This is a genomic window from Arthrobacter gengyunqii, from assembly GCF_023022985.1.
Lineage (GTDB): Bacteria > Actinomycetota > Actinomycetes > Actinomycetales > Micrococcaceae > Arthrobacter_B > Arthrobacter_B gengyunqii.
Window position 1 is genome coordinate 2,493,190 of the sequence record NZ_CP095461.1, and the last position, 25,995, is coordinate 2,519,184.

Genomic DNA, 25,995 nt, shown 5'->3' on the forward strand with positions numbered 1-25,995 from the left:
GTTTAGCGGCCGGCAGCCGATTCTCCGATTCCAGCCGAGGGGCATTAGGCGGATAACCTTGAAGGCATGTTCCCCTCCCGCGTTGCCCTTTCGGCGGCGATTCTTGCCCTTGCCGCCGGCCTGACGGCCTGCACTCCCATTGCCGACGTGGAACCGGCTCCGGATGCGGCCAACCCGGACTGCGCCACCATTATGGTGGCCCTTCCCTCCGAGCTGGCGGACCAGCAGCAGCGCGAGACGGACAGCCAAGCCACCGCTGCCTGGGGAGAGCCGTCCAAAATCATCCTGCGCTGCGGAGTCCCCGTGCCTGGACCGACCACCGATCAGTGCGCCACCGTAAACGGCATTGACTGGATCCTGCGGGAAGACGAGTCCACCTGGACCGCAACGACGTACGGCCGCGAGCCAGCAGTTGAGGTTCTCTTCGATCCCAGCGAAGTGTCATCCTCCACCCTGCTGGTGCAGCTGGAAAACTCCATCTCGCGGATCGAGCCCACCCGCGAATGCATCAGCAGCAACGACCTTCAGCTGCCCGCGCAGTAGGTTCCCGGCGCCGGCAGCGAGGGAAAGCCGTCAGCGCAGTCCGGTTTTCCGCTCCAGCGCCAGAGAAATCAGTTCGTCAATCAATTCCGTGTACTGCAGGCCGGACTTGGCCCACATCTGCGGGTACATGCTGATCGGGGTGAAGCCGGGCATGGTGTTAATCTCGTTGATGATCAGGTTCCCGGCAGGTGTGTAGAAGAAGTCCACCCGGGACAGTCCCTCCCCGCCAACGGCTTCGAAGGCCAGGCCGGCCAAATCCCGCACCCGCGCCTCAATGTCCTCCGGCAGGTCGGCGGGGCAGCTCAGCTCGGCAGCCGCTCCGTCAACATATTTGGCTTCGAAGTCGTACCATTCGTGCCCGCCGTTCTGCACGGCAATTTCGCCCGGCGAGCTGGTGCGGGGATCCTCGGTGCCGCGGCCCTGCAGTACAGCCACTTCAATTTCACGTCCGACGATGCCGGCTTCCACCACCACTTTGGGGTCGTGCCCGCGTGCCGTCTCGATGGCGGCACGCAGGTTCGCGGGGTTGGTGACCCGGGTGATGCCCATGGAGGAACCGGCCCGGGCGGGTTTGACGAACAGCGGAAAGGCCAGCTGGGAGGCACGCTCCAGGCAGGACTCGGAGTCTTTTTCCCACTGCCGGTCGGTGATGACCTCGTAGGGGCCAACCTTCAGCCCGGCAGCCTCAAACACCACCTTCATGTAGTGCTTGTCCATACCGACGGCGGACGCAAGAACGCCGGCACCTACGTAGCGGATGTCAGCCATTTCCAGCATGCCCTGCAGGGTTCCGTCTTCGCCGAAAGGCCCGTGCAGCACGGGGAAGACGACGTCGATGCGGCCCAGGCTTCGCGGCAGCGTTCCGTCGGCGTGGGCCACCAGCTCCGAGCCGGTGCCGTCCGCGGACAGGACCACGCTCTGCTCGCCGGGAGTTACCTCCGGAAGGGATTCCGAGCGCAGCGACCAGGACGCCGGGTCAGCTGACACCAGCGACCACTGCCCGTTGCGGGCAATACCCACCGGAACGACGTCGTATTTGGTGCGGTCAATGGCCTCCAGCACACCGGCAGCCGTCACGCAGCTCACCGCGTGCTCACTGGAGCGCCCGCCAAAGAGCACGGCCACGCGGGGGCGTCTGCCGTGGGCTTCGCCGCGGGTTGTCTCGGAGATTAGGGGATTCTCGCTCACTGCGCGTGCACACTTTCGGATTTCAGTTCGCGGGACAGCAGGCGCGGTCCCAGTTCATCAACGGAGATGGCGCCCTGCAGGACGGCCACCACGTTTTCGGTAATGGGCATGTAGACCCCCAGCTGGGTGGCGCGGTCCAGGACGGCTTGGGCGGACTTGATGCCTTCGGCGGTCTGCTTCATGGACGCGTTGACCTCGTCCAGAGTGAGCCCCTGTGCCAGCAGCCGGCCGGCAGTGTGGTTGCGGGACAGCGGGGAGGAGCAAGTGGCAATGAGGTCGCCCATTCCGGCAAGCCCGGCCATGGTTTCGGCGTCCCCGCCCAGAGCCAGCGCCAGGCGGGTGGTTTCGGCAAGGCCTCGGGTCATCACCGATGCCTTGGTGTTGTCCCCCATTCCCTTGCCTTCACAGATGCCGACGGCCAGGGCAATGACGTTCTTGACGATTCCGCCGATTTCCACCCCCACCACATCGGTGTTGGTGTAGGGACGGAAATAAGGTGCGGTGCATGCCCTGGCTATCCAGGCAGCGGTCTCCAGATCTGCGCAGGCAACCACCGATGCGGTGGGCTGCCGGTTGGCGATCTCCATGGCCAGGTTCGGTCCTGAGATCACGGCGACCCGTTCCTTGGGCCAGTGCAGTTCCTCCTCGATGACCTGGCTCATCCGCGAGTCAGTGCCAACTTCTAGACCCTTCATCAGGGAGACGACGACGGCGCCTTCCGGAATCAGGTCCCGAACGCTGCGCAGCTGGGCGCGCAGGGTCTGAGCCGGCACGGCCAACACCACCAGCTCGGCGTCAGCCAGCACCTCGGCGGGATCCGCGGACGCCGTCAGGTTTGCCGGCAGGACGGTGTCCTTCAGGTACTGGGTATTGCGGTGCCGTTCGTTGATGTCAACGGCGATTTCCGGACGCCGCGCCCACACCCTGACGTCAGTGGCACGGGAGGCACCGGCGTCGGCCACAATCTTCGCGAAGGTGGTTCCCCAGCTTCCGGCTCCGAGGACCGCCACCACCTGCGGGTGTGTGTTGTTGCGCCAGTTCATTTCTTGTCCGTTCCGTCCTGCTCTAAGTCTCTGTGCTGCTCAAAATCCCTGCCGATGGCCGCCTGTCCGTGGACGGCCGGATCCCAGCGGGTGGCCGGCGGTGCTTCGTTCCGCAGTTCCGCAACCAAATCGGTCAGGGCGTCCATGATCCGATCGGTGGCGGTGTCCAGCAGCGTCTTGGTCATCGGCAGTCCCTTCAGGTCCGAGAGGTCCACGGGTTTACCCACGCGGATCCGCACCGTCTTGCGCGGAAACGGATGGATGCGCTTGCTGTAGCGCGGGAACACTGCTTCCGCTCCCCAGTGAGCCACCGGGACCACGGGGGCTCCGGTCTGCAGGGCAAGCCGGGCCGCTCCCGTGCGGCCGCGCATGGGCCAAAGATCCGGATCGCGGGTCAGTGTGCCTTCGGGGTACACAATCAGGGCCCCGCCGGCGTCGATCACTGTCCGGGCGCTTTTCAACGATGCGGAAGCGCCGCTGGTGATGCGCTCTACCGGCACCTGATTCGTTGCACTCAGTGCGGCGCCCAGCACTGGAACTTTGAAGAGCGAAGCCTTCGCCAGGTAGCGGGGCATGATCTTCTGGTTGTAGAAGAAGTGCCCCACCACCACGGGGTCGATCTCCGTCACATGGTTGGGACAGGCAATGAACCCGGTGTCCCGGGGAAGGTTTTCCAGTCCCTCCCACTGTTTGCGCATCAAGAGGTTCATAATCGGCCGCATAGTTCCCGCCAATAAGGCGAAGGCAACCCGTGACTTGACCGACTCCGACATGGCGCCGGCTACTCGGCGCCGGCCGGAACCGCCGCGGCGGCCGGTTTGCCCGATGCGGAGGTGACGTCAAAGTCGGCGCCGAGGCCTTCGAGCTTCTCCAGGAAGTGCTCGTAGCCGCGGTTGATCAGTTCGATTCCGGTGACGCGGGACGTCCCTTCGGCAGCCAGGGCCGCGATCAGGTGGCTGAAGCCGCCGCGAAGATCGGGAATATCGATGTCGGCGCCCTTGAGTTTTGCCGGACCGGAGATAACCGCCGAGTGCAGGAAGTTGCGCTGCCCGAAACGGCAGGGCACGCTGCCAAGGCATTCCCGGTGGACCTGGATGTTGGCACCCATGCGGATGAGGGCCTCGGTGAAGCCGAAGCGGTTCTCATACACGGTCTCGTGAACAATGGACACGCCCTTTGCCTGGGTCAGAGCGACCACCAGCGGCTGCTGCCAATCGGTCATGAAACCCGGATGGACGTCGGTTTCCAGGACCAGCGGGTTCAGTTCGCCGCCCGGATGGTAGAAGCGGATGCCGCCGTCGTCGACGTCAAAGGCGCCGCCGATCTTGCGGTACGTGTTCAGGAAGGCCGTGAGGTCCTGCTGGGAGGCGCCTTCCACATAGATGTCACCCTTGGTAACCAGTGCGGCGGAGGCCCAGGAAGCAGCTTCATTGCGGTCCGGCAGGGCCCGGTGGTTGTACCCGGTCAGCTCGGTAACGCCCTCAATGCGGATGACCCTGTCGGTCTGGACCGTGATGATCGCGCCCATTTTCTGCAGGACGGCGATCAGGTCCAGGATTTCAGGTTCAACCGCGGCACCGCGCAGTTCGGTGATGCCGGCGGCCTTCACCGCGGTCAGCAGCACCTGTTCGGTGGCGCCGACGCTCGGGTAGGGCAGCTCCAGTTTGGCGCCGGTAAGCCCCTTGGGCGCGGAAATGGAGATGCCGCCGGGGCGCTTCTCCACCACGGCGCCGAAGTTCCGCAGCATCTGCAGGTGGTAGTCGATCGGCCGGTCGCCGATTTTGCAGCCGCCGAGGTCAGGAATGAAGGCCTCGCCGAGGCTGTGCATCAGCGGACCGCAGAGCAGGATCGGAATGCGGGAATCGCCGGCGTGGGCGTCAATGTCCTTGGACGCCGCCGTCTTGGCGTTCTGCGGATCCATGGTCAGGTCGCCGGTCACGGGATCCTTGGTCACTTCAACGCCGTGCAGCTTCAACAGCGCGGTGACTACCTCAACGTCCTTGATTTCCGGAACGTTGCGCAGCAGGGACGGACTGTTGCCAAGCAACGCCGCAACCATGGCTTTGGGAACGAGGTTCTTCGCCCCGCGGACGGGAACTTTTCCTGTGAGAGGAACTCCACCACGGATGGTTAGAACGCTGCCCATGAACACCTAATTTCTTTTTCTGGATTGCCCCAACAGCAAAGAGAGACTGCACTCAAGCATAGGAGCAAGCGTCCACATACTGAAATATCGCCGCCCGGCCGCGGGGGCTTTTTCCCGCAGTCGAACACGTGGTGCCGGCCTGAGCAAAAGGTGCCGGTCCCCCAGCGGAAAACGCGATAGGCCCCCGTTTGGGGGCCTATCAATAATACTGAGCGTCCAATGCGGACACGAAACCGGGAGGCGGCGGCAGATGCCGCCGGAATGCAGTTTAGGTGCGGGCCGGAAGCGTTGTTGGCTTGAATGCAGGGCGGAGCGACTCGAAACGTGTGATGTCCGACTCGGTGCGCAGTGTGAGGGAAATGTCATCCAGCCCCTCCAGCAGCCGCCACCGTGTGTACTCATCGATGGAAAAGGGAGCAGTGACCGATCCGCAGACCGCTGTGCGGGCTTCCAGGTCCACCGTTACTTCAGTGCCCGGTGAGTGTTCCAGCACTTTCCAAATGAGTTCAATATCATCCTGTGCCAGCTGGGCGGCCACCAGGCCCTGCTTGCCCGCGTTGCCCCGGAAGATGTCCGCGAAGCGGGAGGACAGCACGGCGCGGAAGCCGTAGTCCTTCAGGGCCCAGACGGCGTGCTCGCGGGAGGAGCCGGTGCCGAAGTCGGGGCCGGCCACCAGGACGGACCCTGCGTTGTATGGCTCCCTGTTCAGGATGAAGTTCTCATCCTTGCGCCAGCCGGCAAAGAGCGCATCCTCGAATCCGGTCCGGGTGATCCGCTTCAGGTACACGGCGGGAATGATCTGGTCGGTGTCCACGTCGCTCTGGCGCAGCGGCACGCCAATGCCGGTGTGAGTGGTGATCTTTTCCATGGCGGACTCCTAGCGGGCTGACTGGATGGAGGCGGGAGCGGCGGTGCCCGGGGCACTGGCGCCGGGAAGCGGATCAAGGTCCGAGGGGGAACTCAGTGTTCCGCGGACGGCAGTGGCGGCGGCGACCACCGGAGACACCAGGTGGGTGCGTCCACCCTTGCCCTGCCGGCCCTCGAAATTGCGGTTGGAGGTAGACGCGCAGCGCTCCCCCGGGGCCAGCTGGTCCGGGTTCATGCCCAGGCACATGGAACAGCCGGCAAAGCGCCACTCGGCTCCGAAGTCCTTGAACACCCGGTCCAGCCCTTCTGCCTCCGCTTCCAGCCGCACGCGGGCGGAGCCGGGGACCACCATCATCCGGATGTTCGGGTCCTTTTCCCGTCCGCGGATGATGTCCGCGGCAATGCGCAGGTCCTCGATCCGACTGTTGGTGCAGGAGCCCAGGAAGACGGTGTCCACCCGGATATCCTTCAGCGGCGTACCGGGGGCCAGATCCATATAGGTCAGGGCGCGTTCCGCGGCGGCACGGGCATTTTCGTCATCAAAGTCCGCGGGGTAAGGAACGGATTCCGAGAGCGAGACCCCCTGGCCGGGGTTGGTGCCCCAGGTGACAAACGGCTCGAGCGTGTCTGCGTCCAGGAACACCTCGGCGTCGAACACGGCGTCGTCATCAGTCTGCAACGATTTCCAGTGCTCGACGGCGGCATCCCAGTCCGCGCCCTGCGGGGCGTGCGGCTTGTCCTTCAGATAGGCGAAGGTGGTGTCGTCCGGGGCCACCATGCCGGCACGGGCGCCCGCTTCGATGGACATGTTGCAGATGGTCATGCGGGCTTCCATCGACAGGGACCGGATGGCGGATCCGCGGTACTCAAGCACGTAGCCCTGTCCCCCGCCGGTGCCAATCTTGGCGATCACGGCCAGGATGATGTCCTTGGAGGTAACGCCGGGGCGCAGCGTTCCCTCTACGGTGATGGCCATGGTCTTGAAGGGCTTCAGTGACAGCGTCTGAGTGGCCATGACGTGTTCCACCTCGGAAGTGCCGATGCCCATGGCCAGGGCGCCGAACGCGCCGTGGGTGGAGGTGTGGGAGTCGCCGCAGACCACGGTCAGGCCGGGCTGGGTAAGGCCCAGCTGCGGACCCACCACGTGCACGATGCCTTGCTCGGCGTCGCCGAGGGGGTGCAGCCGGACGCCGAATTCCGCGCAGTTTGCGCGCAGGGTCTCAATCTGGGTGCGGCTAATGGGATCGGCAATGGGCTTGTCGATGTCCAGGGTGGGGGTGTTGTGGTCCTCGGTGGCGATCGTGAGGTCCGGACGGCGCAGTTTACGGCCGGCCAGGCGCAGTCCTTCGAAGGCCTGCGGGGACGTCACTTCATGGATGAGGTGAAGGTCGATGTAGAGCAGATCCGGTGCACCGTCTTCGCCCTTGACGACAACATGCTCGTCCCACACCTTCTCCGCCAGCGTTTTGCCTGCTGCGTGCTTACCCATGCCAGATACTCCTTGTGAAGTGTCCTCCGCGGACCCTAAAAAATGCAGCCGCGCAAAGCCGATGGTTTAAGAGAACCAGCCGCTGCGGCCGGGGCGCCAGTTTTTCAATTTGCATCTCAAATATTGAGACGGCAGTATCAACTTATGGACATAACTGAAAGCGCGGCCAGCGGCGTCGGCGTGATTGATAAAGCGGCTCTGGTGCTGGATGCGCTGGAAGCAGGACCCACCACGTTGGCCCAGCTGGTTGCCGCCACCGGACTGGCACGCCCCACGGTGCACCGCCTCGCCGTCGCGCTGGCACATCACCGACTGGTGGGCCGGGACATCCAGGGGCGCTTTGTCCTGGGCGGCAGGCTCGTGGAACTGGCCTCCGCCGCCGGGGAGGACCGTCTGATCGCCGCCGCAGGTCCGGTCCTGCTGGCCCTGCGAGACGCCACCGGCGAGAGCTCGCAGGTATTCCGCCGGCAAGGTGAATGGCGGGTCTGCGTGGCGTCGGCGGAACGGCCGATCGGCCTTCGGGACACCATTCCCGTGGGCACGCAGCTGTCCATGAAGGCCGGATCCGCCGCCCAGTGCCTGCTGGCTTGGGAAGACCACGACCGGCTGCTGGAGGGCCTGCACAACGCCCGGTTCACGCCCACCGTACTGGCCGGGGTGCGACGCCGCGGCTGGGCGCAAAGTCTGGGTGAACGCGAGCCCGGCGTGGCGTCGGTGTCCGCCCCCGTGCGCGGCCCGTCCGGTCGCGTTATTGCGGCGGTGTCCATTTCCGGCCCGATTGAACGCCTGACCCGCCAGCCGGGACGGATCCATGCAGAAGTGGTGGCCAAGGCGGCCGCACAGCTCACCGAAGCGCTGCGGAAGACCGCCGACTAGCCCTAGTCTGGGACTCTTCCAACGCCGAGGAGTTTCCATGAAACGGCTGCGCCTGCTGTGGAACATTGTCCGGATTATCAGCGCTGACTATGTCTTTTACGGGTTCCTGACGGTCCTCTCTGCGGCGGCCCTGCTGTTGCCGCGCTTCGAATCCGGCATACCAACCTTCGGCGACGCCCTCTGGTACCTCTTTGTCGCTTTCACCACCATCGGGTTCGGCGACTTCGCGGCAGTGTCGACGGCGGGCAGGCTGATCACCGCTGCGGTGTCCCTGTACGGGATCGTGGTGGTGGCGCTGCTGACCGGCATCGTCGTGGGTTTCTACAACGAACTCCTGAAGGTGCGGGCCAACACATCTCTTAATGAGTTCATTGCGGAACTCGAACATCTGCCGGACCTTTCCCGGGAGGAGCTGCTCGCTTTGGCCGAACGTGTCCGGAACCGGCACATCCTGCGGTAGCGCCCTGTAACCCTGGTTCCAAGGCCAGCGGCCCATCAGAAGACGATAGAGTATTTTCTAAGCAAAATATTCGAAGTGCGTTTCAGTTACAACGAAGGAAGTGGACCCATGCAGGGCCGGCATCGGGATATCAGCAAGAGAGCTGAGAAGAAATATGAATATGCGAGCAAAGAAGAGTTTCTCGCCTCTAGCGTCCTGGACGGCCTCCACACCATAGATATTGGCGGACTTCCTCTCGATATCCTCTATCGGCATCGTTCCGCGGCTACAACCCTAGTAACTTTCCATGCCGCAGCAACTTCTCAAGCAAGCATTCCGATTTTCAGCGGAACTCGCATGACCGAAGAAATAAACGCTAACGTTGTTTTCGTTTCGGACCCCAGCCTCGTTATCGATGAGAAAATAAAGCTTGGATGGTTCGCTGGAAATAGGCACCAACCGCTCCAGTCGGTACTGCCCGAAGTCATCCGCCATATCGTCAGGGACACGGGAGCACAGCACCTCATATTCTTCGGTGCCTCAGGGGGCGGGTTCGCGTCGCTCTATTACTCCTCGCTGTTCCCGGGCTCTCTTGCCATCGGGGTGAACCCCAGAACAATCGTTGACAGGTCATTTCCAACTGCGATTTCCCGCTATGCGCAACTCTGCTGGGGTCTCTCGGAACAGCAGGACATCTCAAACCTGCTCTCAAAGACAATCCATTCTGATCTCCGGATCCATACGCCCCTGCCACCAGTGAACACTGTCGCGTACGTTCAGAATTCTCAGGATGAGCGCTATATCAATAGTTCCCTTCTCCCGTATCTGGATGCATTCGAGGACACTTCCCACATTCACCTTCTCATGAAGGACTGGGGCAAAGGCCACGTACCTGCGGACCGGAAGTTCCTAATTGAGCTCCTAACGCTCTCTACGGCACGGGCACCTAGGTGGATTGATGCACTCGAAGAACTAAATTTCCTCCCTTCACCCGACGCTGCTCAGGTTGCAGCCATTCGAACAGAACTCAAGACCCGGCGCTCCCAGCGTGAAGTGGTTGTTAAACGCCGCTGGTCGCAATTGAAAACTGATCCGGCCTCCGCACCTGTTCGCCTCTTGCCTTTAGACTCTATCCGCTCTCTAATCGGTAACAATCCAATTATCCAGTCAAAATCCGAGCAGGGGCTCCAAGTGCGGTGGGACCCCTCGGAATCCCGCCGACTTTATCTGACGACCTTCGGTGGTGGCTTCAGCTCTCCGCCTACTGGGGCAGGATCCGACGTCATGAATTGCTCCGGTGAGGATCTGATTCAAGTCCAATTCGCGACAGAAGGGACAGAAGGGACAGGCGTAAAATCTACACCTATAACGCTATTCGTTATTCAATACGCCGGGACGGAACGCCGGCGTACTGACACATGGAGGTTCGAGGTGGACGCTTCGCAAAGTGTGCATTCTGCCTTCGTGCCGATACTTGCTGGTGCTGATTCATTTCGATTAGCTTTCCTCGTGCATTCGAAAACTGACGGAGCCTTCTCTCTCCGCAACCTGCAGACTAGGCATTACCGTTGAGTTACGGCCAAGCACCGGGGCGCACCGTTCGGCTCTCATTCCTACTCCAGTGATCACATAGCGGGCATGGCACTCGCACAGCCCATGGACCTAAAGCAGTCAAACTCCAAGTACGGCTCTGTGAAATTGCAACTGATCTCTGTGGTTACTGGTTACTCCTGGAAAGGAAAACCACGAAACCACAGACTTTGACGTCCGCCTGTGTGTAACGCTATACGGTGGTTGTGAACGCGGTGGCAAGGCTACATAGACAGGGTTCTCCGGTTCGATCGGGGGCGACCACGCTTGACCCACCCAGGCGTGACCCACACCCAAGCAGGACGACTCGCCTGGGTGGAACTCGTACTCCAGACCCGATGGCAGCCGCGCTGGGCAGCAGAGTGAGTCAGCTGTCCACCGGGAACAACGAAGATCGGACGGAACGACGGATCGTAGCCCTGCGTTTCCCGACTCTCACCTGGACCATGAAACCGCGCTGCCGGTTCGCCGGCCCAAACCCGTCCGCTATGAACGCGAGCATCCCGGGGACCTGATGCACATGGACATCGAGAAATTCGGCCGGATCCCGGGCTGGCGGCGGACACCGGATGATCGGCCGAGCTGCCGGGACCCGGAAGAAAGAACCGGACCGAAGCTAATCGAAAGCCCGGCTACGCCTACCTGCATCACTCCGTGGATGACCACTCCCCCGCTGGCCTACTCCGAGATCCTCAGCGACGAGAAGAAAGACACCTCCGCTGGGTTTCTCGCAGCGTGCCCGGCTTTAGTTCGAAGGCGGCAGCATCCCGTGCCGCGTCGACAGCGGTTCCTGCTAGCGCTCCCACACCTTCGCACAGGCTTTTCTAACGCGTTCACAAATTCCGTGAGAGTCAGAGCTGGCCCGCGAAGTGATCCCAGCCCGTCGCCGGAGGGACGGCGCCGCCGAAAGTCACCGCTTCACCGGCAACAACTTCTCCGAGGCGGACAAAACCCTGCGGCAACACAGCCTCCGGCGGGAACGCCGCCAGCAATCCGTGGTCCTCTCCTCCACCCAGCACCCAGGTGAGCGGGTCAGCTCCCAAACGGGCGGCCGCCGGTGCCAGGGGCGACGCTTTGGCACGGAGGTAACCGGCGTCGAGGTCGATGCCGACACCGGAGGCACGGGCGATCCGCCCGGCGTCGCGCACCAGCCCGTCGGAGACATCCAGCATTGCGGTGGCACCGGCATCCGCTGCCGCCGGACCGGAGTGGGCTGGTGGCAGCTGCGGCCGGCACTGGGCCATGGCCAGAGCGGCCAGTTCCCGGTCATCGTCTTTCTCGGGATCCGTCATGTCGAATCCGCTTTCCAGCACGGCGAGGCCTCCGGCCGCGAGCCCCAGCGCTCCGATATGAGCCAGTACATCGCCAGGGCGTGCTCCTGAGCGAAGCACCGGCGCCCTACCCTCAAGATCCCCGGTCACGGCCGCAGTGACGACAATCTGGTTGCCACGTCCCAGGTCCCCGCCCACCACGGAGCACCGTTCGGAGGCGAGGGATGCGATGGCGGCTGCGAGTCCGTCGGCTAGGTCCTCTACCCACTGCACTTCCGTGCTGCCGGGCAGCGTAAGACTGACCACAAGGGACGTCGGGACGGCACCCATGGCCCGGACATCGGAAACGTTCTGCGCAATGCACTTCCAGCCGACGTCGAACCCGGTGGTGCGGTACCCCGAGGGCCAGACGAGGCGGAAGTCGGCGTCCTGGACGAGGGTGTCGATGGAAATTACGGTGCGGGAATCAGGCGCGGCAATAACTGCGGCGTCATCTCCCGGACCCAGCAACGCGGTATCCGGTCCCAACCGCGGAAAGATCAGCGCGAGGAGGGATTTTTCGTCCAGGTCCGCCACTGTGGGCGCATTCGTAGGCACGGGACATTCCTTTGAATTAACGTCGCGGAACACATCCGGTTCCACGCTGGAAAGCTACTACGGTCCGGTTGATGATTCTTCGTGGAGGTTTTCCATGGTGCCACACCCGGGCAATAAAAAAGCCAGCCCCGGAGAACTCCGGAGCTGGCTTAATGGTGACCCCAGCGGGATTCGAACCCGCGTTACCGCCGTGAGAGGGCAGCGTACTAGGCCGCTATACGATGGGGCCATGTACAAGCAGTCTGCCCCTGAAGGCGTCTTGCTTCCTTTTGCTCAATCTCAAATTAAGCTCAATAAGTTTTTCACACTTACTGCTGATCTTCAAATTGATAATTCCTTATCAATTGAGAACCGCTGGGATACCAGGACTCGAACCTAGAATGTCGGTACCAGAAACCGATGTGTTGCCAATTACACCATATCCCACTGTGCTGTTTTGGAGAACTTTTTCCCCGCTGCAATCCCTCAGCACGAGATATAACTATACACGGGTTCCGGAGGAAGTACAAAACGGGTGCGCCCGGCCGCGGAGACAGGCACACCCGTTCAGCAGCTCTTAGACCGCCGCCGCGCTGAGATCAGAAGTCTTCTGCCCGAGCGCCTGGAAGACCCAGCCCGCGTTCTCCCAATCGGTGCGGTCCAGCACATTTCGACCGTCGATGATCCTGCGGGTTTGCACATGGCCCTCAATGTCACCGGGCTTCATGTCCCGGAACTCCCGCCACTCAGTCAGCAGAAGCACGACATCTGCGCCGGCGACAGCTCCCTCCAAGCTCTCCACGAACGTCAGCCGCGGAAACCGCTTCGCGCTGTTCGCGTTTGCCTTGGGGTCATAGACACGGACATCCGCCCCGCTTCCATAGAGCCGGCCGGCTATGTCCAGCGCGGGAGAGTCCCGGACATCGTCGCTGTCCGGTTTGAAGCTGGTTCCCAGGACCGCGATCCTCTTCCCTTCCAGCTCACCCAGCATTTGCTCAGCCAGAAAAACTACCCGGTCACGGCGTCGCAGGTTAATCTCGTCAACCTCATTGAGGAACCGCATGGATTTCTCCAGACCCAGCTCCCCAGTCCGCGCCTGCAGAGCCCGAATGTCCTTGGGAAGGCAGCCTCCGCCGAAGCCCGCCCCGGCGTTCAGGAAGCGTCGACCAATTCTGGCGTCATAGCCGATGGCGTCAGCCAAGGTCCGAATATCGCCACCTACGGTTTCCGTGACTTCAGAGAAGGCGTTAATGAAGGAGATCTTTGTTGCCAGAAAGGCATTAGCGGCGACCTTGACCAGCTCCGCGGTTTCAAAGTCAGTGGAGATGTACGGAGTTTCCCTGGAAAGGGCATCTGCGTAAACCTGCCTTAGCTTTTGGTCTGCAACGACCGAATCCGTACCCACCACGAGGCGGTCAGGTCGAAGCGTGTCTTCCACCGCAAAGCCTTCGCGCAGGAATTCAGGATTCCAGGCGAAATCAATGTTGATCCCAGGTCGTTTGTGTTGCTGTGTGAGTTCTTTAAGTCTGCGAGCCGATCCCACTGGAACGGTCGATTTTCCCACGATGAGCGCATCACGGGTCGATGCAGCGGCGATTCCCGATACGGCGGCGTCTACAAAGGTCATGTCTGCAGAAGTCTCACCGGCCTTTTGCGGTGTTCCGACGGCGATGAAATGGACGTCCCCAAAGGCGCCGGCTTCCTCAATCGATGTAGTGAAGCGAAGCTGCCCCGTAGCTGTGTGTTTGAGCAGGAGTTCAGGGAGTCCCGGTTCATAAAAGGGCAACTCCCCGCGGCTCAAGGCTTCGATTTTGGTGGGATCAACGTCCACACCAAGGACCTCGAAGCCCAACTCGGCCATCGCCGCTGCATGTGTCGCACCCAAATATCCGGTGCCGATAACTGTAATACGCATTTCTTGTTCCATGTTCATCGCTTCTGATTCTCGTCTGATAAGTAACTCCGTGAAAACGGCTTAAATCCTTGTGCAAGAAACTACGGAACACACCGTATCCCAAGCCGACACGCACCCAGTAAGTGCACGAGAGTGACCCAATCTTCACTCGCTGTGTCGTAGTTTCCTCGGATCTGGATGGTGTCAGCCTCTAGGTCGTCGGCGTAAAGTACGGCAGCAGCGAGATACGGAAATATCTCCTGCAAAGCACCTAAGTCCGTCCTACAATGTACCCAAGCATTTGACGCAACCCGCAAGGAGTCGATTGACCGTAGGGACCCGGAGCTCTTATCTGACCTATCGACGTGCAGAAATGCGGTTTTAGAAGGAGCTGACGTTATATGCTCGGCTGTCTCTATGCCGGTCCACGAGACGTGTAAAGTACGCGTTCCATGGGGAAGACCCGTTGCATAATACTCAACGGGCCCAAACGCGGTTTCTATCCCTGATGCCCGACGGAAAGCGGACTCTAATGCGGGCGAGAACTTCTGCGGCAGCTGGGTAAAACCACCCATGTACCCGCCATAGATCAGGAATGCAGCCAGGGCAACCCTGTCACCATGCCGGCTCTTGGGCGTAGCATCAAGCCAATAGCTCGAAAAACGCGGAACACCGTCATAGTCCTCAGCTGTAGCACTAAAACCAATGTGTCCTATACGTTCGCTTTTCCATTCCACGATCATTGCTGACCAGCCATCCTGACGGGTTCCGTTGATCCAGTATCTGGCAACGCTTCGGAAACAGTTGAATTAATAATGATCTCCTGTACAGAGAAACCCTTTGACTCTGAGAGCGAAAGCAGCTGTGGAAGATCTACCCCCGCAAGGAACGTGACCTTCCTTTTACTTCCCGAGACATTGAAAACACGAAGTTCACGGGCTGTTCCCACTTCACCCATGTCAAGGTGTCCGCGAAGGGCGGCAACGGATGAACCCACTCCGCCCGCATAATCCACTGCGAAGGCCTCAAGGCTGCTATGCACGGCACTTCGGAACATAGCTTCGGGACCAAGTCCCTGACTGCGGCCACTATCGTGGCTGGAACGCAGGCTAGCTTTCACTTCATAGCCGATACCGGCCCGTGACAGTTTAGCCAAGTCCTCGCTGAGTGCATCGCCGAGGCTCCCTGTGGAGGAGATGAGAGCACCCTCCCCGTCAAATTCCTGAACCACGCTGCTCTGGGGTCCGATATGTGCTCCCTCAAAGGAGACATCAGCAGCAGTCTGGTTGGAGAAAAGCACGGTCCTGTGGACGAGATGGTCCGGTAAGTAAGGGATGAGCTCGTTAAGTTGTTTAGCCAGCCTCACAGGGACATAGTCATCGACGCCCCTTTCCGCCTCCAGTTTTTTCCCTGCCCACTCAGAGGTCTGGTGCGCGAACATCTGCCGAGTCTGACGGGCCGACGTCTGTTGCGCTTCCTCTTCCTCGACGGTTATTTGTCCATCATGAATTCTGCGCAGCATCATAATTTCACCCGTGTGGTGAAGAACTGCACCGGAACGCACCAATCTCAGGGCCATGTTGTTGTCAACGCCGCTTGTCAGCGTCTCATCGTAGCGAAGGGTGCGCAGCAGGTCTGTCTCGACCATCCATGTTCCGTGCCCTGGGGCTCCCCCGGTACTGAACACCGTTCCGTCGTTCAGCTTCTTTGACGCATAGAGCTTCATCTCTCCGGAAGAGTTATCGAAATTTACAAACGATCCGAATGTTCCGTGAGACCCGAATGAGAGATGTTCGAAGTGCTTTTCCAAGCGCCAAGGAGTCATGAGATCGTCGTCGTCCTGGACCACTGTGTAGGCACCCCTTGACGCATCTGCTGCCGCATTCCTAGCAACCGATATTCCGGAATTTGGTTGATAGATGTATCGAATCCGTTCGTCGTCAAAACTTTCCACGACTTTGCGTGTATCGTCTGTCGATCCGTCGTCCACAACAACAATTTCAAAGTCCTGCATAGTTTGCGCGAGCACGGAAATGATGCTTTCCCGCAGGTATTGAGAACGGTTGTAGGTTGAGATCGCAACAGTAACCAAGGGTGCGGCATCGCTTGGGCGATGGACCCATTTTGGCGTATTGCGCACAAAAGTTCTGTCATTATAAACGATGTCTTTATTAAACTGAATAGCTGCAGCAGCGGACGCGGAGTGCTCATGAACTTTCCGGGTCGGCGGATGCCACATGTGATACATGCGGATATCTGGGTCGTCTATCCAAAGAAGACGCTGCCCTGACCGGCGAGCACGTGTGGCAAAATCGATATCCTCGCCACCGTAGGTGTGCATCCGCTCGTCAAGACCTCGTATCCGCATGAATACGGTCCTTGGGACGGCCATCATCCCGCCCATTCCCCAGCGTGGCCGCAGCCGGGCCTCTTTTTCAAAGACCTCCCACATCATGCCCTTTTGGGCGATCGATTCGTCGGACCACTCTTCCGGCAGGTCACGGCATTGAAGCAGGATACACAGGGTAGGGTCGCGTAGTATTTTGGAGGCGATAAGTTCCATGGACCGGGGACTGAACACCATGTCAGCATCGGTCGATATGAGTACTCTTCCGGAGGACACGGCGAATCCAGCATTGAGCGCACGCGACCTGGACCACGTTCCGTCGGTGGAGGTGCGGACATACTTTACTCCAAGCTCCTCCATCCGCGCCTTCGTGCTTTCCCATATTAGGGACCCGTAGTCCGAAACAATCACCTCGCCCCGGAGTTTACCAAACGAGTTTTGGATAGATGTCACGGCGAGAGACAGCCGATTTAAACCCCAGTCCTTGAATCCAATAACCACCGAGACATCAACGTCATTCTCCATGGATTTGTCCCCCCTTGGCAATCAGAATACATGTTCTCGGAGTCAGACCATCTGTCAACGCTTGTAGGCGGTGGGCAGAAATTACGTTAGCGGCAGATGTTGACGCAATAGGCTGTTTCGTCTTCCAGTTAATCACACGTATCGACAAACTGGCGGCCGGAGATGGAAACTTCAAGTCAGCAAAGTTTACAACCTTATTCGCCTCGGTGGGCGGAATATACCGGAACATTGCCTGAAGTGCCGTGGAGTAGTGCAGACCTTCTGTTTCCGTGGCAATGCCTTGACCATCGGCGTCTTTAACGTCAATGATTGCAACAAGTTCCCGATCGGCAGCACTCCATGGCAATTGGATTGCTAACCTCGCAGCATCAATTACTTCCGGATATTCGAAAGCGTAGTTCTGGTCATGAATGCCAATCGATCCCATAGATCGGTCCATAGAGAAATTCCTGATTTTCTAATCCGGTCCGCTAAAAGCGTTGCCGCGGAGGTTTGTCCTTTGGGTGCCTGATATTATTCGGCTACTAACGGAGGGCTGTTTTGCGCCCTACTATACTGCACTTCGAACCGAATTTCATAATAAGCATTTGACAGTGCGGACATCTGATCATTTACCGCGTTTGCCCTTGCCGTCATGACCGCAGAGAAGCTCGGGTCGGCGGCAGCCGGTGTTTACGCTTTTTGCTTTTTGTTCGCCCGAAGGTCCACGAGGGTCTCATCGATGTCGAAGAGCACCCCGCGGACCTGCGGGCGTTGGGTCATGTTGCTAGCCTGCGTTGCGGAAGGCATTCAGGCGCGCGAGCGAGGAGTCCTTGCCCAGGATGACCATGGATTCGAACAGCGGCGGCGAGATGCGCCGGCCGGAAACGGCTGTGCGGACCGGACCGAAGGCCAGCCGCGGCTTGATGCCCATCCCGTCCACCAGGGCCGTGCGCAGCGCTGCCTGAATGTTCTCCGCTGTCCAGTCGGACACCGGCTCGAGGGCGGCCAGAGCAGCGTCCAGGACCTCGGTGAGGTTGGCGGGCAGGCCCTTCCGGGCGTCGTCGGCCACGTCGATGGCGTCGTCGGCCTTGAAGAGGAAGCCGAGCATGTCCGGAGCCTCCCCCAGCAAGGTGATCCGCTCCTGGACCAGAGGTGCTGCCTCAGTGAGGATCTCTTCTTCACGGTCGGTCAGGGTCTCCCCCACCAGCCGTGCTTCCTGCAGGTAAGGGATCAGGCGGTTGCGGAAGTCCTCGGGATCCAGCATCCGCACATGGGTTCCGTTGATGGCTTCAGCCTTCTTGATGTCAAAGCGTGCCGGGTTGGCCAGAACATCGTGGATGTCGAAGTTTTCCACCAGCTGGTCCACGGTGAAGATGTCCTCGTCCGCAGACAGGGACCAGCCCAGCAGCGAGAGGTAGTTGAGCAGGCCCTCGGGGATGAAGCCGCGTTCGCGGTGCAGGAAGAGGCTGGACTCCGGATCGCGCTTGGACAGCTTCTTGTTGCCGCCGCCCATGACGTAGGGCAGGTGCCCGAAGAGCGGCATGTACTGGGCGACTCCGACGTCGATCAGGGCGCGGTAGAGCGCAATCTGACGCGGGGTGGAGGACAGCAGGTCCTCGCCGCGCAGCACATGGGTGATGCCCATCAGCGCGTCGTCCACGGGGTTGACCAACGTGTAGAGCGGCGCACCGTTGGCGCGGACCACCACAAAGTCCGGAACGGTGCCGGCCTTGAAGGTGATTTCGCCGCGGACCAGGTCGTTGAACGTGATGTCCTCATCCGGCATGCGCACGCGCAGGACGGGCTGCCGGCCCTCGGTCTTAAACGCCTCAATCTGCTCGGGGGTCAGATCTCGGTCGTAGTTGTCATAGCCGAGCTTGATGTCGCGGCCGGCGGCACGGTGGCGGGCCTCGATCTCCTCCGGCGTGGAGTAGGACTCGTAGAGGTGCCCGGCGTCCTTAAGCTTGGCGATGACGTCCTGGTAGATCTCGCCGCGCTGGGACTGGCGGTACGGCTCGTGCGGGCCGCCGACGTTGACGCCTTCATCCCAGGTGATGCCCAGCCAGTCCAGTGCGTCCAAGAGCTGCAGGAAGCTCTCTTCGCTGTCGCGGGCGGTGTCGGTGTCCTCGATACGGAACACCATTTTTCCGCCGGTGTGCTTGGCGTAGGCCCAGTTGAACAGGGCGGTCCGGATGAGGCCCACGTGCGGGGTTCCGGTGGGTGAGGGACAGAACCGCACGCGCACTGGCGTGTTGTCATCGACGGTGGGCAGGTCGGCAAGTGAAGGCAGGTTAGTCATGATGCTTCCAGTTTAGTCTCTTGCCGCGTCCGCCCGGACGGTTACAGGCTGTAAGCCAGCAGCCAGAGGAAGACTCCGCCGCCGGCCAGCACACCCACCGCTCCAGCTGCTCCCGTTTTTCCTGTAGCCCGGCCGCCGCTGAGCAGGGCGGAAACACACAGGATGGCTGCGGTTGCGGCCAGTAACACACCCACAGCGCCCTGAAACAGCAAGTAGAGAAGGACAGGAAGCACGACGGCGGAGGCTGCGTAGGTAACATCCGCCCATTCCAACCGGGCCGCCTTGGTGACGGTAATAGTCAGGGCATACGCCGCGATCATCCCGAAGACGACGGCGGCCAGGGCCAGAGGACCGCCGGTCCAGCGGATGAGGCGGAGCACCATGAAAGCGGCTCCAAAGGCGCCGAGGATGATCGGTGAGGCGCCGAGGCGGTTGATGCCGCGGCGCAGATCTCCGCGCTTGTCCAGGACCGTCACCAGCACCCAGGGGAACAATGCGATCAGCACAACTGCCCCAATACCCCAGATCAGGGCGGTGGCGCCGTCGTCGTTCAGGAAGGGCGCGGTGAACAGCGCAGCCGCCCACACGGCCCCGGGCGGCGAAAAGCGCCGGACCAGGGCGAGATTGCGCACTGGTCCGGCGCTGCGGTTGCTCATGCTCAGCTGCGGGCTGTGTTCGAGAGCCGGCCGATGCCTTCGATGGAAACCTCGTAGCGTTCTCCGTCGGAAATGAGGCCCACGCCTGCGGGGGTTCCGGTGAGGATGACGTCGCCGGGCAGAAGGGTAAAGGCCTGGGAAACGTAGGAAACGAGTTCCTTGACGCCCCAGATCATGGCGCTGGTGTTGCCGTCCTGGACCAGCTCGCCGTTCAGGTAGCCGCGGACGGCAACATCGTCAGTGTCCAGGTCCGTTTCGATCCAGGGACCGAGCGGGCAGGAGGTGTCAAAGCCCTTGGCGCGTGCCCACTGGCCGTCGGTGCGCTGGGCATCGCGTGCAGTGAGGTCATTGGCACAGGTGTAGCCGAAGACAACCTCGTCCACCCGATCCAGCGGCACGTCCTTGCAGATCCGGCCGATGACGACGGCGAGCTCTGCCTCGTAGGAAACCTCGTCCGAGAAGGCAGGCAGCACAATGGGATCGTTGGGGCCGATGACCGAGGTGTTGGGCTTGAGGAACATCAGCGGCGCCGGCGGAACTTCCCCGCCCATTTCGGCTGCATGGTCGGCGTAGTTTTTGCCGATCCCCACCACCTTGCTGCGCGGGATGATCGGTGCCAGGAGGCGGACGTCTTCAAGCTTGTGGCGCTCCCCCGTCAGCTGGACGCCGGAGAAGAAAGGATCGCCCTTGATGACGGCAATCTCTTCCTGGCCCTCGTCTCCGTCCACGACGCCGAACGCTGGGTCACTGTCTTGTACAAATCGAGCAATACGCATGCCCTCAAGCCTACGGCACGTTCCGCGGAGGGACAGCGTCGTATCAATGAACTCTGGCATTGCTCCTCAACAGAACAATCACTACCTAACGAGACTCGGTGTCTTCGGAAGGCCGTTCGCATCAAGATAGCTGTTGAAATTGTCAAACAGACCATTAATATGGTCAAAAAAATCATCGTAGTTAATGCTCTTGATGATTTGTTCGGGCTCCATCTCCAAGCATTCCTCCTGCGTCAACGATGGAAGATGCATAAAATCAACAAGTTCCCGCGTTCGCGCATCGTGTGTAATCCAGAGCGCTGGCTTGCCACTCAGGATGGAAGCCATGTTCACATGAAATCTAGTCCCATATGTATGAGAGACCGACTCAGAGTTGAAGTCATACCAACTATTCACATTGCGGAACAGTTTATAATTCCGGGCAAAGAAATCTGAAAGAACGCCGGATTTATGCATCTCATGGGAACGAAGGAAGTAAGGCGCCTCCGTGCCCTCGACACCCTTACTGACATCAACAAAATACTTGTGATTGAACTTGTTAACTGGTTCCATAAGATAAAATCCCGCAGAGACAGCTTGGTGCAACAGGAACTTTTCCTCTGCGAGATGGTATTTCGTCCCGCTGAACGCCGGCCTGCCAGACGGCTCTCGAAGGTTCTGTGCAACTTTCGCAAGTTGCGCTGGTCTGGAAAACAGCGATGGGCACCCTGTGATAAACGCATTGCGAACACCACATAATTCCTCCAGCACAGTTTTGGTCATACTGCCTCTGACTCCAAGTGCCTCAGCTCTAGTGCTCAGATGCTGCATAAGGCTGACGGCCTCCTCAGGGAGCGTTGCCCCGGAGAGGTCATCGGTCTGGGACTGTACTCCCAACCCGAAAACAACTACGGGCTTCTCGATGGCCTCGAGTAAGTGTTGGAGCCTGGAAAAACGCGACCCATTCTCATCTCCAAGCCTCAAAGTATTGGCCATGGTGAGCACAAGGTGACTACAGTGCGAGTTTACGAAATCAACAAAGTCACGACTACCGGATGCCTTGATCGCCGCTCTATCCGTAGAGTGAACGGCCAAATCAGGGAACATTTCGAATGGAGCATTCCCATGGATCATATTCCCAGCATTCTCCGGACTGCCCACCGGAAATGAGGATGGAAGTTCCCTCACGCAGCCCATTACTCCAACTGTCATCGCCAGAACCTCCATAAATTGTGCACTGATAAAAATAAGCGCATGTAGCCCTTCAAACACCGAAGGTGGCATTATCAGACACATCCGCACTCAAAACAACTGTCTCACACCCAGCCACCAGATACACAGATCAGGCTGCGAATACAAGACGAACGCAAGCCAGCTATCACGGGGCCCTTGACCTGCAGAATGGTTGCCGGGTTAAACAAGTTGGGCCCCGCAACCATGCGGGGCCCAACTCTCTTCACCAACAATTTGTCCGGCGGTGACCTACTCTCCCACATCCTCCCGGATGCAGTACCATCGGCGCTGTGGGTCTTAGCTTCCGGGTTCGGAATGGGACCGGGCGTTTCCCCCACGCTATGACCGCCGTAACCCTACCACCCGCACCACCAGCCAAAACTCCTGGTGGAGGGGAAAACATGGGTCACAACCAAACACACCTTTTACGGGGTGCCTGTCATGAAAAAGATGTTCACGCGTAAGAATGAACACTTCCTTTATTCTACGGCACCAAACCACCCATAACAGATGATTCAGTACCAGTTCCCTCGGTGACAAACCTCACGGGTTTGTTATCCGGGAACCACATAGTGGACGCAAGCAGCATGATCAACACGATCCTTCTTTGGCGGGAACGTTTGAAGTCGTTTCCTGCCCAGATCATGGTGTGGTGTAAGTTATCGGCCTATTAGTACCGGTCAGCTTCACGGGTCTTTAGTCCCCGCTTCCACATCCGGCCTATCAACCCAGTGGTCTGGCTGGGGGCCTCTCACACACAAGGTGTATGGAAATCTCATCTCGAAGCGGGCTTCCCGCTTAGATGCTTTCAGCGGTTATCCCATCCGAACGTAGCTAATCAGCGGTGCACTTGGCAGTACAACTGACACACCAGAGGTTCGTCCGTCCCGGTCCTCTCGTACTAAGGACAGCCCTTCTCAAATTTCCTGCGCGCGCAGCGGATAGGGACCGAACTGTCTCACGACGTTCTAAACCCAGCTCGCGTACCGCTTTAATGGGCGAACAGCCCAACCCTTGGGACCTACTCCAGCCCCAGGATGCGACGAGCCGACATCGAGGTGCCAAACCATGCCGTCGATATGGACTCTTGGGCAAGATCAGCCTGTTATCCCCGAGGTACCTTTTATCCGTTGAGCGACGGCCATTCCACAATGTACCGCCGGATCACTAGTCCCGACTTTCGTCCCTGCTCGAGATGTCTCTCTCACAGTCAAGCTCCCTTGTGCACTTACACTCGCCACCTGATTGCCAACCAGGCTGAGGGAACCTTTGGGCGCCTCCGTTACTCTTTAGGAGGCAACCGCCCCAGTTAAACTACCCATCAGGCACTGTCCCTGACCCGGATTACGGGCCGAAGTTAGATATCCAGTATGACCAGAGTGGTATTTCAACGATGACTCCACCCGAACTGGCGTCCGGGTCTCACAGTCTCCCACCTATCCTACACAAGCCACACCGAACACCAATACCAAACTATAGTAAAGGTCTCGGGGTCTTTCCGTCCTGCTGCGCGTAACGAGCATCTTTACTCGTACTGCAATTTCGCCGAGTTTATGGTTGAGACAGCGGGGAAGTCGTTACTCCATTCGTGCAGGTCGGAACTTACCCGACAAGGAATTTCGCTACCTTAGGATGGTTATAGTTACCACCGCCGTTTACTGGGGCTTAAATTCCCAGCTTCGCCCGTAAGGGCTAACCGGTCCTCTTAACCTTCCAGCACCGGGCAGGAGTCAGTCCGTATACATCGTCTTGCGACTTCGCACGGACCTGTGTTTTTAGTAAACAGTCGCTTCCCCCTGGTCTCTGCGGCCCCGATCCCCTCCGGACAGCAAGTGTCCATCAAGGTTGGGGCCCCCCTTCTCCCGAAGTTACGGGGGCATTTTGCCGAGTTCCTTAACCATAATTCTCTCGATCGCCTTAGTATTCTCTACCTGATCACCTGTGTCGGTTTGGGGTACGGGCGGCTAAAACCTCGCGCCGATGCTTTTCTAGGCAGCATAGGATCACCGGATTCCCCCCTAAAGGGGTCCCATCGGATCTCAGGATCGTCATCAAAGACACAGCAACGGATTTACCTATCGCTGACCCTACATCCTTAGACCAGGACAACCATCGCCCGGCCCGGCTACCTTCCTGCGTCACACCTGTTAATACGCTTACCTCCCGGGATCAGGTCCCGCGCTCCACCAAAAACCGGGTCGCCACAAGGGCGGCCGGTCAGGTATTGGGCGGTTAGTATCCCCCGCTTGGTATTGGCGGTTTTTCGCCGGTACGGGAATATCAACCCGTTGTCCATCGACTACGCCTGTCGGCCTCGCCTTAGGTCCCGACTTACCCAGGGCAGATTAGCTTGACCCTGGAACCCTTGATCATTCGGCGGACGGGTTTCTCACCCGTCTTTCGCTACTCATGCCTGCATTCTCACTCGTGTAGGCTCCACCGCTGGTTTACACCGCGACTTCACTGCCCACACGACGCTCCCCTACCCATCCAAACGCTTGAACGAAAATGGATAAACCATCCGCTTGGCTAATATTTGAATGCCACAACTTCGGCGGTGTACTTGAGCCCCGCTACATTGTCGGCGCGGAATCACTTGACCAGTGAGCTATTACGCACTCTTTCAAGGATGGCTGCTTCTAAGCCAACCTCCTGGTTGTCTGAGCAACTCCACATCCTTTCCCACTTAGCACACGCTTAGGGGCCTTAGTTGGTGGTCTGGGCTGTTTCCCTCTCGACTATGAAGCTTATCCCCCACAGTCTCACTGCTGCGCTCTCACTTACCGGCATTCGGAGTTTGGCTGACGTCAGTAACCTTGTAGGGCCCATTAGCCATCCAGTAGCTCTACCTCCGGTAAGAAACACGCAACGCTGCACCTAAATGCATTTCGGGGAGAACCAGCTATCACGGAGTTTGATTGGCCTTTCACCCCTACCCACAGCTCATCCCCTCCATTTTCAACTGAAGTGGGTTCGGTCCTCCACGCGCTCTTACACGCGCTTCAACCTGGCCATGGGTAGATCACTCCGCTTCGGGTCTAGATCACGCCACTGCATCGCCCTGTTCAGACTCGCTTTCGCTACGGCTTCCCCTCACGGGTTAACCTCGCGACGTAACACTAACTCGCAGGCTCATTCTTCAAAAGGCACGCTGTCACAAGCACAACACCACAAGTGGCATCGCCCTGCTCCAACGGATTGTAGGCACACGGTTTCAGGTACTGTTTCACTCCCCTCCCGGGGTACTTTTCACCTTTCCCTCACGGTACTTGTCCGCTATCGGTCATCAGGGAGTATTTAGGCTTACCAGGTGGTCCTGGCAGATTCGCACGGGATTTCTCGGGCCCCGTGCTACTTGGGATCCTCTCCAAGCGGCAGCATACATTCCGGTTACGGGGCTAACACCCTCTACGGCCGGGCTTTCAAACCCGTTCACCTATGCACCTGCACTCACTTCACCGATCCGGCAGAATCGATACGGAAAGTCCCGCAACCCCAGTGATGCAACGCCCGCCGGCTATCACACACCACTGGTTTAGCCTCTTCCGCGTTCGCTCGCCACTACTAACGGAATCACTGTTGTTTTCTCTTCCTGTGGGTACTGAGATGTTTCACTTCCCCACGTTCCCTCCACGCACCCTATGTGTTCAGATGCGGGTCACCCGGTCACTCGCGCGCCGGGCGGGGTTTCCCCATTCGGACATCCTGGGATCAACGCTCGGTTATCAACTCCCCCAGGCTTATCGCAGATTCCTACGTCCTTCTTCGGCTCCTGATGCCAAGGCATCCACCGTGTGCCCTTAAAAACTTGACCACAAAGATCAATATATTATCGCTATCGAGAAAACCATGGAGGCCGGAAACAAATCCGGTCACCAGGTTTATCTGAAATTGCACTTAATAATTTAAGATGCTCGCGTCCACTATGTAGTTCTCAAACAACAACCCCGTCACACCCCTCCACCACCACGTATTCACCGTGGACAGTCTCAGGCCTGCGCAGGAACAATCAGAAACAACACGAAACCCGTGCCCTTCCCAACCCTTCCAAAAAAGGCTTGAAAATTCTTCGGTCCTGTTATTTCAGGACCCAACAGTGTGCCAAACGGAAAAACCCGGTACTTGAAGACACCGGACACCATTTCCAACCATCCCCCGTGGACCGCCCTTTCCGAAGAAAAGAAGGACCAGGAGTACGGCGTACTCTGCTGCCGGGCTCAACGCCGGGCACCTGCCTATTGATATTCCACCCTTGAGCACCCACCGGAAAACAAAC

Annotated in this window: 18 protein-coding genes, 2 tRNA genes, 2 rRNA genes and 1 pseudogene; 5 read left to right on the top strand and 18 right to left on the bottom strand. The window is 59.4% G+C overall.

The features are described from left to right. Nucleotides 1–66: 66 nt before the first annotated feature. Complete coding sequence (locus MUG94_RS11415) at nt 67–543, top strand: DUF3515 domain-containing protein (protein ID WP_227908227.1); 477 nt, start codon at nt 67–69, stop codon at nt 541–543. Nucleotides 544–573: 30 nt separating this feature from the next. Here the strand turns inward: MUG94_RS11415 and MUG94_RS11420 are convergent, their stop codons facing one another. From MUG94_RS11420 to leuC, 6 genes are all read right to left on the bottom strand, one after another. After that, entirely contained in the window at nt 574–1,713 is a 1,140-nt protein-coding gene (locus MUG94_RS11420) for a D-alanine--D-alanine ligase family protein (RefSeq protein ID WP_227908360.1), read from the bottom strand. A gap of 14 nt (nt 1,714–1,727) precedes the next feature. Beyond that, nucleotides 1,728–2,774, bottom strand: coding sequence for an NAD(P)H-dependent glycerol-3-phosphate dehydrogenase (locus tag MUG94_RS11425; RefSeq protein ID WP_227908226.1), 1,047 nt, complete (start codon nt 2,772–2,774; stop codon nt 1,728–1,730). Beyond that, the gene (locus MUG94_RS11430) at nt 2,771–3,547 is read right to left on the bottom strand and encodes a lysophospholipid acyltransferase family protein (RefSeq protein ID WP_227908225.1); all 777 of its coding nucleotides are present in this window, start codon (nt 3,545–3,547) and stop codon (nt 2,771–2,773) included. Before MUG94_RS11430 ends, MUG94_RS11425 begins: the two co-directional genes overlap by 4 nt. A gap of 8 nt (nt 3,548–3,555) precedes the next feature. Beyond that, nucleotides 3,556–4,920 carry a UDP-N-acetylglucosamine 1-carboxyvinyltransferase gene (gene murA / locus MUG94_RS11435; RefSeq protein ID WP_227890276.1) on the bottom strand — a complete coding sequence of 455 codons (1,365 nt, stop codon included), beginning with the start codon at nt 4,918–4,920 and terminating at the stop codon, nt 3,556–3,558. A gap of 268 nt (nt 4,921–5,188) precedes the next feature. Further along, the gene (gene leuD, locus MUG94_RS11440) at nt 5,189–5,788 is read right to left on the bottom strand and encodes a 3-isopropylmalate dehydratase small subunit (protein ID WP_227908224.1); all 600 of its coding nucleotides are present in this window, start codon (nt 5,786–5,788) and stop codon (nt 5,189–5,191) included. Nucleotides 5,789–5,797: 9 nt separating this feature from the next. After that, nucleotides 5,798–7,276 carry a 3-isopropylmalate dehydratase large subunit gene (gene leuC, locus MUG94_RS11445; RefSeq protein WP_227908223.1) on the bottom strand — a complete coding sequence of 493 codons (1,479 nt, stop codon included), beginning with the start codon at nt 7,274–7,276 and terminating at the stop codon, nt 5,798–5,800. A 144-nt stretch (nt 7,277–7,420) separates the two neighbouring features. Here leuC and MUG94_RS11450 point away from each other — a divergent pair, with 144 nt between their 5' ends. The 4 genes and pseudogenes from MUG94_RS11450 to MUG94_RS11465 all read left to right on the top strand — a co-directional run. Continuing rightward, entirely contained in the window at nt 7,421–8,152 is a 732-nt protein-coding gene (locus MUG94_RS11450; RefSeq protein WP_227890279.1) for an IclR family transcriptional regulator, read from the top strand. Nucleotides 8,153–8,189: 37 nt separating this feature from the next. Continuing rightward, nucleotides 8,190–8,612 (top strand): potassium channel family protein, encoded by a 423-nt coding sequence (locus MUG94_RS11455; RefSeq protein ID WP_227908222.1) that lies wholly within the window; start codon nt 8,190–8,192, stop codon nt 8,610–8,612. 108 nt (nt 8,613–8,720) lie between these two features. Next, complete coding sequence (locus tag MUG94_RS11460; protein WP_227908221.1) at nt 8,721–10,163, top strand: hypothetical protein; 1,443 nt, start codon at nt 8,721–8,723, stop codon at nt 10,161–10,163. Nucleotides 10,164–10,620: 457 nt separating this feature from the next. Then, nucleotides 10,621–10,908, top strand: a pseudogene (locus tag MUG94_RS11465) (IS481 family transposase); the annotation flags it as partial. Between the two features lie 124 nt (nt 10,909–11,032). On the opposite strand, the gene MUG94_RS11470 reads toward MUG94_RS11465, so the two are convergent. The 12 genes from MUG94_RS11470 to MUG94_RS11525 all read right to left on the bottom strand — a co-directional run bounded on the left by MUG94_RS11470 (nt 11,033) and on the right by MUG94_RS11525 (nt 25,533). Beyond that, on the bottom strand, nt 11,033–12,049 hold the full coding sequence (locus MUG94_RS11470; RefSeq protein WP_227908220.1) for a thiamine-phosphate kinase: 1,017 nt from the start codon (nt 12,047–12,049) through the stop codon (nt 11,033–11,035). 153 nt (nt 12,050–12,202) lie between these two features. After that, a tRNA-Glu gene (locus tag MUG94_RS11475) sits at nt 12,203–12,278 on the bottom strand. Between the two features lie 125 nt (nt 12,279–12,403). Then, nucleotides 12,404–12,475, bottom strand: a tRNA-Gln gene (locus MUG94_RS11480). Nucleotides 12,476–12,605: 130 nt separating this feature from the next. After that, nucleotides 12,606–13,943: a UDP-glucose dehydrogenase family protein gene (locus MUG94_RS11485; RefSeq protein WP_227908219.1), complete on the bottom strand. Its 1,338-nt coding sequence runs from the start codon at nt 13,941–13,943 to the stop codon at nt 12,606–12,608. Between the two features lie 718 nt (nt 13,944–14,661). Next, nucleotides 14,662–16,794, bottom strand: a complete 2,133-nt coding sequence (locus MUG94_RS11490) for a glycosyltransferase family 2 protein (RefSeq protein ID WP_227908218.1) — start codon at nt 16,792–16,794, stop codon at nt 14,662–14,664. Then, nucleotides 16,784–17,233 (bottom strand): hypothetical protein, encoded by a 450-nt coding sequence (locus MUG94_RS11495; RefSeq protein ID WP_227908217.1) that lies wholly within the window; start codon nt 17,231–17,233, stop codon nt 16,784–16,786. The genes MUG94_RS11490 and MUG94_RS11495 overlap by 11 nt, the downstream gene beginning before the upstream one ends. Before the next feature lie 327 nt (nt 17,234–17,560). Further along, nucleotides 17,561–19,075: a glutamate--tRNA ligase gene (gene gltX / locus MUG94_RS11500; protein WP_227908216.1), complete on the bottom strand. Its 1,515-nt coding sequence runs from the start codon at nt 19,073–19,075 to the stop codon at nt 17,561–17,563. Between the two features lie 41 nt (nt 19,076–19,116). Next, nucleotides 19,117–19,731, bottom strand: a complete 615-nt coding sequence (locus MUG94_RS11505) for a hypothetical protein (protein WP_227908215.1) — start codon at nt 19,729–19,731, stop codon at nt 19,117–19,119. Between the two features lie 2 nt (nt 19,732–19,733). After that, a complete protein-coding gene (locus MUG94_RS11510) occupies nt 19,734–20,507 on the bottom strand; it encodes a fumarylacetoacetate hydrolase family protein (RefSeq protein ID WP_227890285.1) in 774 nt (257 codons plus the stop codon). 81 nt (nt 20,508–20,588) lie between these two features. Then, nucleotides 20,589–21,698 carry a polysaccharide pyruvyl transferase family protein gene (locus MUG94_RS11515; protein ID WP_227908214.1) on the bottom strand — a complete coding sequence of 370 codons (1,110 nt, stop codon included), beginning with the start codon at nt 21,696–21,698 and terminating at the stop codon, nt 20,589–20,591. Between the two features lie 257 nt (nt 21,699–21,955). Further along, nucleotides 21,956–22,072 (bottom strand): 5S ribosomal RNA (gene rrf, locus MUG94_RS11520). A 296-nt stretch (nt 22,073–22,368) separates the two neighbouring features. Then, nucleotides 22,369–25,533 (bottom strand): 23S ribosomal RNA (locus MUG94_RS11525). Nucleotides 25,534–25,995: the final 462 nt, after the last annotated feature.

Bases quoted from the DNA above. Each gene is read 5' to 3' on its own strand.
- MUG94_RS11415 (WP_227908227.1), top strand. From the start codon at position 67: ATGTTCCCCTCCCGCGTTGCCCTTTCGGCGGCGATTCTTGCCCTTGCC.
- MUG94_RS11425 (WP_227908226.1), bottom strand. From the start codon at position 2,774: ATGAACTGGCGCAACAACACACACCCGCAGGTGGTGGCGGTCCTCGGA.
- MUG94_RS11430 (WP_227908225.1), bottom strand. From the start codon at position 3,547: ATGTCGGAGTCGGTCAAGTCACGGGTTGCCTTCGCCTTATTGGCGGGA.
- murA (WP_227890276.1), bottom strand. From the start codon at position 4,920: ATGGGCAGCGTTCTAACCATCCGTGGTGGAGTTCCTCTCACAGGAAAA.
- leuD (WP_227908224.1), bottom strand. From the start codon at position 5,788: ATGGAAAAGATCACCACTCACACCGGCATTGGCGTGCCGCTGCGCCAG.
- leuC (WP_227908223.1), bottom strand. From the start codon at position 7,276: ATGGGTAAGCACGCAGCAGGCAAAACGCTGGCGGAGAAGGTGTGGGAC.
- MUG94_RS11450 (WP_227890279.1), top strand. From the start codon at position 7,421: ATGGACATAACTGAAAGCGCGGCCAGCGGCGTCGGCGTGATTGATAAA.
- MUG94_RS11455 (WP_227908222.1), top strand. From the start codon at position 8,190: ATGAAACGGCTGCGCCTGCTGTGGAACATTGTCCGGATTATCAGCGCT.
- MUG94_RS11460 (WP_227908221.1), top strand. From the start codon at position 8,721: ATGCAGGGCCGGCATCGGGATATCAGCAAGAGAGCTGAGAAGAAATAT.
- MUG94_RS11485 (WP_227908219.1), bottom strand. From the start codon at position 13,943: ATGCGTATTACAGTTATCGGCACCGGATATTTGGGTGCGACACATGCA.
- MUG94_RS11490 (WP_227908218.1), bottom strand. From the start codon at position 16,794: ATGGAGAATGACGTTGATGTCTCGGTGGTTATTGGATTCAAGGACTGG.
- MUG94_RS11495 (WP_227908217.1), bottom strand. From the start codon at position 17,233: ATGGACCGATCTATGGGATCGATTGGCATTCATGACCAGAACTACGCT.
- gltX (WP_227908216.1), bottom strand. From the start codon at position 19,075: ATGACTAACCTGCCTTCACTTGCCGACCTGCCCACCGTCGATGACAAC.
- MUG94_RS11505 (WP_227908215.1), bottom strand. From the start codon at position 19,731: ATGAGCAACCGCAGCGCCGGACCAGTGCGCAATCTCGCCCTGGTCCGG.
- MUG94_RS11510 (WP_227890285.1), bottom strand. From the start codon at position 20,507: ATGCGTATTGCTCGATTTGTACAAGACAGTGACCCAGCGTTCGGCGTC.
- MUG94_RS11515 (WP_227908214.1), bottom strand. From the start codon at position 21,698: ATGACAGTTGGAGTAATGGGCTGCGTGAGGGAACTTCCATCCTCATTT.